At 62.1% G+C, this 7,871-nt stretch carries 6 protein-coding genes and 1 pseudogene; 5 read left to right on the forward strand and 2 right to left on the reverse strand.

Features of this window, described 5'->3' with window-relative positions; translation table 11 throughout:
- The coding region (locus ACY69P_RS11530) for a sigma 54-interacting transcriptional regulator (RefSeq protein WP_462327574.1) at positions 1-773 on the reverse strand (773 nt) is incomplete at its 3' end.
- 186 nt (positions 774-959) lie between these two features.
- On the opposite strand from ACY69P_RS11530, the gene pspA reads away from it, so the two are divergent.
- The 5 genes from pspA to ACY69P_RS11555 all read left to right on the forward strand — a co-directional run bounded on the left by pspA (position 960) and on the right by ACY69P_RS11555 (position 7,538).
- Positions 960-1,673, forward strand: coding sequence for a phage shock protein PspA (pspA, locus tag ACY69P_RS11535; protein ID WP_404846013.1), 714 nt, complete (start codon positions 960-962; stop codon positions 1,671-1,673).
- Positions 1,674-1,679: 6 nt separating this feature from the next.
- Positions 1,680-1,934, forward strand: coding sequence for a hypothetical protein (locus tag ACY69P_RS11540; RefSeq protein WP_459898239.1), 255 nt, complete (start codon positions 1,680-1,682; stop codon positions 1,932-1,934).
- Complete coding sequence (gene pspC, locus ACY69P_RS11545; protein WP_459898241.1) at positions 1,927-2,385, forward strand: envelope stress response membrane protein PspC; 459 nt, start codon at positions 1,927-1,929, stop codon at positions 2,383-2,385. Before ACY69P_RS11540 ends, pspC begins: the two co-directional genes overlap by 8 nt.
- A gap of 263 nt (positions 2,386-2,648) precedes the next feature.
- A complete protein-coding gene (locus tag ACY69P_RS11550; RefSeq protein WP_462327575.1) occupies positions 2,649-4,796 on the forward strand; it encodes a methyl-accepting chemotaxis protein in 2,148 nt (715 codons plus the stop codon).
- 600 nt (positions 4,797-5,396) lie between these two features.
- Positions 5,397-7,538: a methyl-accepting chemotaxis protein gene (locus ACY69P_RS11555; protein ID WP_462327576.1), complete on the forward strand. Its 2,142-nt coding sequence runs from the start codon at positions 5,397-5,399 to the stop codon at positions 7,536-7,538.
- Between the two features lie 72 nt (positions 7,539-7,610).
- Here the strand turns inward: ACY69P_RS11555 and ACY69P_RS11560 are convergent.
- Positions 7,611-7,871 (reverse strand): annotated as a pseudogene (locus ACY69P_RS11560) (hypothetical protein); the annotation flags it as partial.

Genomic DNA, 7,871 nt, shown 5'->3' on the forward strand with positions numbered 1-7,871 from the left:
CTGTAGGGCGAGGCGAAGGGGTCGAGGGTGATGCCGGGGATGACGCCGTTATCGGCGCGGTAGACGGCGCGTTCCACGGCGTTTTTGAGTTCGCGGACGTTTCCGGGCCAGTGGTGGGCGAGCAGGGCGTCCATGGCGTCGGCGGTGAAGGCGGGCTGCGGGGTGTGGAGTTCAATGGCCATACGCCGGGCGAAGTGCTGGGCAAGGACGGGGATGTCGTCCTTTCGGGCGCGAAGGGGGGGGATGGTGAGCACCTCGAAGCTGAGGCGGTCGAGGAGGTCGTGTTTGAACTTGCCATCTGCGGCGTGCGTGGGCAGGTCCACGTTGGTTGCGCCGATGATGCGCACGTCTACGGATACGGGTGCGGTACCGCCAACGCGGTCGAACTGGCCGTACTCGACAACGCGGAGAATCTTCTCCTGCACGGTGAGGGGCATGTTGCCGATTTCGTCAAGGAAGAGGGTACCGGAGTCTGCGGCCTCGAAGCGTCCCATGCGCCGCCCGGCGGCGCCGGTAAAGGCTCCGGCCTCGTGCCCGAACAGCTCCGACTCCAAAAGCGACGGCGCAAGGGCGGCGCAGTTGAGCGTGGCAAAAGGCCCCTCCCAGCGCTGGGAGAGATAATGCAGCCGCCGCGCGGCAAGCTCCTTGCCTGTGCCGCGCTCGCCCACGACGAGCACAGGGCGGTCCACGGCCGCAGCGCGGGAAAGCTGCTCCATGAAGGCGAGAAAGCTGTCGGACTGCCCGATGATTTCAAGGGACGCTGTGGCCGCCATATGTGGTCCTTTTGTGCAGGTTGTGGTGTATTGAGATAAGTTTTGCATAATTATGCCGCACAGGGCGCAGGGGTGCAAGAGGAAGAATGATGAGTTTATACAGTAACTTATTGCGGTTTGCGCTGAATGGCACGGCCAATGCTTTATGGTGGGCAAGAAGACTGTAAGCCATAACAGGAGGACACCATGGGTGTATTCAGCAGATTTAAAGATATCGTCAGTTCCAATCTCAATTCGCTTCTGGACCGCGCCGAGGACCCGGAAAAGCTCATCCGCCTGATGGTGCAGGAGATGGAGGAGACGTTGGTGGAGCTGAAGTCGTCGTGCGCCAAGACCATGGCGGACCGCACAACGTTGCAGCGCGAGCTTGATGAAGTACGCGCCGTGGTGGAGAAGTGGACCCAGCGCGCCACCATGGCCGTGGAGAAGGGACGCGACGACCTCGCCCGCGAGGCCTTGAAGGAAAAGAACCTGTGGCAGGGCCGCCTTGATTCGCTGGAGGATGAGGCCGCGCACCTTGAGACCATGGTTGCCCAGTCCCGCGAAGATATTTCCCGCTTGGAGGACAAGCTGACCGCCGCGCGTGAGAAGCAGCGCCTGCTGGTGCAGCGTCACCAGCGCGCCACGGAGCGCAAGCGCACGGGGCATACGCTGGACCGCGCCAATAAGCAGGACACCATGGTCCGCTTTGACAAGTTCGAAAGCCGCATTGACAGGCTGGAGGCCGAAGCCGAGCTGTCCATTCCCAAGGCTCAGGTATCCCTTGAGGATGAGTTTGCAGTTTGGGAAAAAGACGATAGCATCGAGGCGGAACTGGCCCGGCTGAAACAGGCCGCACATCCGTCCGGCACGGACACTGACGAACAGCCCGGCCCGAGCGGTGCGGGAGAAAAGGAATAGACGCCAATGCATCATATCGGATTCTGGATCATCCTCTTGCCCCTTGTGGTGGTGCTGGTCATCATCTTCATCCTTGGCAAATTGTTCCACGGGGCGTTCTCGCGCAGTGAGCCGCAGGAACAGGTGGACGAAACACGGATGATTCAGGAAATGTTCGCCAGTCTCAACCGGCTGGAGGAACGCATGGACGTACTGGAAACCCTCCTCTACGAGCAGGAGGGGCAAAGCAAGGGGAACCGCGATGCGCGCAAGGATGCATAAGAACGGCCAGGGTCGCGGCCGCGGCGGCCAAGGTGCCCGCTCCGCCGGGCGCGGATGGGATGGCTGGCGCGAACGCCCGCGGCGTGAGGCCCGGGGGCTGTATCGCTCGCGGCGGGGCATCTTTCTTGGCGTGTGCCAGGGCGTGGCAGACTACTTTGACATTTCGGTCTTTTGGCTGCGGTTCTTCACGGTGCTGACGGTGCTGTTCACGGGCTTGTGGCCCGGGGTGTTTCTGTACTTCCTTGCGGCGTTGGTGATGCGTATGGAGCCTGTGGTCCCTGTGAATTCACCGACGGAGCGCGAGTTTTACGATTCCTATTCCCGCTCGCGGTCCCTTGCCCTGCATAGGCTGAAGGAGCAGTTCGACAGGTTGGAGCGCCGCCTCAGGCGTGCGGAGGATTACGTGACCTCGTCGGACTATCAGTGGGAACGGCGCATGCGCGAAAAATAGTGCGCCAAAGTGCGCCAAAGTGCGGCAGAGAATGAAGGACACCCTAGGGGTGTCCTTTTTTTTGTGCTAATATCGGGGCTGGGTGGATTTTTCGGTGTGCCGGAAACGTCGGCCCGTTGCCATTAAGGCGGCAAAATGTACGGAGAAGATGAGGACCTTTGGCACCCGCGTGCTCCGGCACGGGTGAAGGGCACCAGCTTGGATGGGGCCGGAACGAGTGGACAGCCTGCCCGCCATGAGCGGATCGGAACGAGGAGGCGAACGTGATCGGTTTTGGGTCAATCAAAGGCAAGATCGTAATGGCGGCAGGGACCTGCCTTGTTGCGTCGTTTTTGGTGGTCATCGGCTACATGACCTACACGGCGCGGGACAGGGCGCTGCAGACAGCGGTGACCGTGGCGCGCAATCAAGCGACAATTGAATCCTTGCGCATCAAGGGGCGGTTCGACGCCGCCATTGGCGCGGCGCGGGACCTTGCGGTGTCGTTTCAGGGCGTGAAGCAAACATGGCCTGTTCCCTCGCGCGATGTGCTCAATGGCATGATTCGTAACGTTGCCGGGACGTATGATGACGTCCTTGGCGTATGGACTGTGTGGGAGCCAAACGCCCTTGATGGCATGGACGACCAGTTCGTCAACGCTGATGAAGGGCACGACAGCACTGGCCGTTTTGTTCCCTACTGGAATAAGGTCGGCGGCCTGCATCTGGAGCCGTGCAGCACATACGAAGACCCATCGCAGAACTCGTGGTACGCCGGTCCGCTGAATTCCGGAGAGGAGACCGTGCTCCCGCCATCCATGTATGAGATTGGCGGCAAGCAGGTGATGGTGGTCAGCCTTGCCGTACCGGTGAAGCTGAATGGCCGTTCCGTGGCGGTTGTTGGTTCGGACTTGAGTGTGGCTTTTTTGCAGGAGATTGCGGACTCCCTGAACATTTTGGGTGAGCCAGCTGACGTGACCCTCATTGCGCAGAACGGCATGATTACCGCCAAGAGCCGCCAGCCAGATTTGGCGGGCAAGAAGCTCAGTAGCATCACCGAGGACGCCGACGCGCTCATGCAAAAGATTCGCGAAGGCAAGCCGTACCATATGTTTGACGATGGCGACCTGAACCTCGTTGTGCCCATGGCCTTTGGCAACAGCGACAGCTATTGGGCCGTCAACGTGGCGGTGCCCAAGTCGCTCATCTATGCCAAGGCGAACGCCATGGCGCGTAGCTCGTCGCTTATCGGCTTTGTGTGTTTGCTCGCCGCCCTTGCTGTGCTGTGGGTTATCGCGGGGTACCTTGCCCGGCCCATCGTTGAAACGTCGAACGTGGTCAACGGCATAGCTGAAGGCAACCTTGATGTGGAACTGCACCCGCGTGGCACGGATGAGGTCGCCGTGATGCAGGGGTCGGTGAACCTGATGGCCGCCAAACTGCGCGAGAACATTGCAGAGATTGAAAGCCAGATGAAGCTGGCGCAGGAAAAGACCGTGCAGGCGGAAAAGGCGACGGAAGAGGCCAACGCGGCCAAGGCGCAGGCCGAACGCGCCAAGGCCGAGGGCATGTTGCAGGCGGCGGACAAGCTGGAGCACGTGGTGGAGCGCATCTCCACAGCCACGGAGCAGATATCCGCCCAGTCCGACGCCATCCGGCAGGGCACGGACACCCAGCGCGAGCGCATCGCCACCACGGCCACGGCCATGGAGGAGATGAACGCCACCGTGCTGGAGGTGGCCCAAAACGCCAGCAGCGCGGCGGAGCAGGGCATGGACGCCAAGAATCAGGCCCTTGAGGGCGCGCAGGTGGTGGACCGGTCCATCGAGGCCATGTCCGTAACGCAAAAGCAAACCGAGGAACTGCGCGAGAGCATGGGGCACCTTGACGAACGCGCGCAGGACATCGGCAAGATTATGGTGGTGATTGACGACATTGCGGACCAGACGAACCTGCTGGCCCTGAACGCCGCCATCGAGGCCGCCCGCGCCGGCGAGGCGGGGCGCGGATTTGCCGTTGTGGCGGATGAAGTCCGCAAGCTGGCGGAAAAGACCATGACCGCCACCAAGGAAGTAGGCGACTCCATCCGCGCCATTCAGGAAGTGGCGGGAGCCAACGTGACCTCCATGGAACGGGCTGCGGAGGACCTAGAACAGGCTGTGGAACTCGCCAACCAGTCCGGGAAGGCGCTCAAGACTATTGTGGATGTGACGGAAGCCTCGGCCGGGCAGATTCAGAGCATTGCCACGGCGGCGGAGGAGCAGTCCGCGGCCAGTGATGAAATCAGCCAGTCCATGGAGGAGATTAACCGCATCACGACAGAGACATCCGAAAATATTCAGGAGTCCAGCGAGGCCCTGCGCGAGCTTGCGCAGCAGACCTCGGACCTGCTGGGGTTGATTCAGGAACTCAAGGACGACGCCACAAAGTAGCGCCCCGGTTTGGCGCAGAACAGAAAAGCCCCGCGCAAAAGGTGCGGGGCTTTTTATTTGCGGTTTGAAATCGGATTTTATATGTTGCGCGACGCGTTAGCCGTATGCAGTGCGGCTGGTGAAGGGCAGAGGGGCCTTGCCAGTTGCAAAAAGCGTATGGATTTCGCGCCATTCTTTTGACGGTGCGCCACGGCGCGCTTCGTCTTCCACAATAGTGCCAAGGCATATGCAGTATGCGGGAGGGCGTCGCCAGTGAGGGAAACGTGGTGGCGGTGCTTTTCTGTTCCACGTGGCAGTGGGGTGTGGCGGGCCGTACCCGCTACGCGGCCGGTGCCACGGCCAACAGTACTTGGGAAGGGGAAGCGGCGGCGGATGATGCTGGCGCGCTCAAAGGAATGCGGAGGAGGATGGCGGGCATGCTGGTGGAGCCGTACACCACCAGAGGGCATGCCTGCCGTTTGTCATGAGGTCTCTGTGATTGTGGGGCAGCCCACACCAGCCAAAGCGTCGCGTCTGCGCGGCGCTTGTACTTGCGCGCGTCCCCGCCACGGGCGGAGGACTCACGGCGCGGTGAAATCCGCAGTTCCCTAGGAGGACAGCGTGTTTTCGTTTCATTCTATCAAGGCTAAGATCCTCTTCTTCTCCGGCCTTTGCATGATTGCTTCCCTCATTGCGGTCATTGCCTACGCGACGTCTATGTCGCGGGGCATGGCGCTTGAAAACGCCATCCACACGGCGTCCAAAGAGGCGTATATTGAGGCGCTTGGCATCAAGGGACGCATTGACACGGGACTGGACCTTGCGCGCGGGCTCGCCCAGACGCTGCAAGGCTACACCAGCTCTCCGGAAGGCCATCCCCTGCGCGGGCAGGTGGTGAGCATGCAGCGCGAGCTGCTTGTTCGAAACGATGAACTCATGGGCGTACGCTCGGCGTGGGAGCCAGATGCCTTCGACGGCATGGACGCCACGGCGGATGCGCCCGGAACGCAGCCCGGCGGGCGCTTTGCTCCGTATTGGACGCGCTCCGGCGGCGTGCACCTTGCGCCCATTAAGGGCGATTTGGAGCGCGCCAGATGGTACACCGTCACGCGCAGGCGCGCGGCGGAGACCATTGTCAATCCTGTGCGCGCCACGGTGAACGGGCAAACCACAACCATTGTGACCATTGCCGCGCCCATCAGCGTCAATGGCCGGACCATTGGCGTAGCGGGTGTGGATGTGACGGCCAACTTCCTGCAGGAACTGGCCAACTCCATCGCCATCTTTGGGCAGAAGGCCGATGTGACCTTTGTGACGCATACGGGCCTTGTGTCCGGGCGGACGGGGCAGACCGGCGTCATCGGCAGAAATTTTGCCGATGTTGAGGAGCGTGGGAGCGCCATTCTCAAGCAGACCCATGCGGGCGGGACGGTGCACTTCTTCCGCGATGGCAAGCTGCACATCTATGTCCCCGTGGAAATGGGCAAAACCGGCTCGTATTGGACCGTTGGCGTCGCCATTGATGAAGCCAGCGTCTACGCCGAGGCCAACGCCATGGCCCTGAAGACCACGCTCATTGGCGGCGGATGCCTTGCCCTTGCGCTGGTTGTGCTGTGGCTGCTTGCCGGACGCCTTGCGCGTCCGCTGCACGATACGGCAACCGCCGTCAACCGCATCGCCGAGGGCGACTTGTCCACCCGCCTTGACGCCGCAACGGATTGCGAGGTGGGCCAGATGCAGAGCGCCGTGAACGCCATGGCGACAAAGATGCAGCAGAACATTGCGGACATTGAGCGCCAGATGAATGTGGCGCGCGAGAAGTCCGCGCAGGCGGAAAAGGCCATGCTTGAGGCCGAAGAAGCCCGCAAAAAGGCCGAAAGCGCCAAGTCCGAAGGGATGATGCAGGCCGCAAGCCAGCTGGAGCAGGTTGTGGAGCGCATCTCCACCGCCATGGAGGAAATCTCCGCGCAGTCCGAGGAAGTCCGCAAGGGCACGGACGTGCAGAAAAGCCGCATTCAGGCCACGGCCACGGCTATGGAGGAGATGAACGCCACGGTGCTGGAAGTCGCCCAGAATGCGGGCTTTGCGGCGGATCAGGGCAAGGATGCCCGTGAGCAGGCCAGAAAGGGACAGTCCGTGGTGACCAGCGCCATTGACGCCATGGCGACCAGCAAGCGGCAGACCGAGGCCCTGCGCGTGGCCATGAACGACCTTGACCAGCAGGCGCGTTCCATTGGCAGCATCATGAACGTTATTGAGGACATTGCGGACCAGACGAATCTGCTGGCGCTTAACGCGGCTGTCGAAGCGGCGCGCGCGGGCGATGCGGGACGCGGCTTTGCCGTGGTCGCCGACGAGGTCCGCAAGCTGGCCGAAAAGACCATGAACGCCACCAAGGAAGTGGGCGCGACCATTTCGTCCATCCAGAAGGTGGCGGACAGCAACGTCGCGTCCATGGACAATGCGGAAAAGGACATCAACACAGCCGTCACCTTCGCCAACGAATCCGGCGAGGTGCTGGGCACCATTGTGGACGGTGCGGAGCGCTCCGCGGAGCAGATTCAGAGCATTGCCACGGCGGCGGAGCAGCAGTCCTCGGCCAGCGAGGAAATCAACCGCTCCATCGAGGAGGTGCACCAGATTGCGCAGGACACCGCTCAAAGCATTGAGGAAACGGTGATCGCCCTGCGCGAGATGGCGCAGCAGTCCTCGCAGCTGGCGTCCCTTATTCAGGACCTGAAAAACGATAGCGCGCAGGGCTGATAGCTCCGCGCAAGCCGTACGCAGCAGCCCCCATGGCCAAGGCCATGGGGGCTGTTTTGCGTTGTGCGGCTGTTAGGTGCCGGGCAGTGGCGCGTTCTCCGCGATGGGTTCGCGGCTGTGGCGCAGCGCGGTCATGATGCGCGAGCAGATGCTGTCCAGCAGGCGCTGCTCGGGCAGGCAGAGCGCGGACATGGTGTCGAATTGGCGGCTGGTCAGGGAGTCCAGCACCGGAAACGTGCCGACGCACGGGGGGAGTTCCGGCAAGTCCGGCTGCGCGGGGAGCACGGTGCCGGGCGCGGCCCGGTTCACGGCGAGGACCGCGTCGCTGCGGCC

The organism is Desulfobaculum sp., assembly GCF_054921475.1.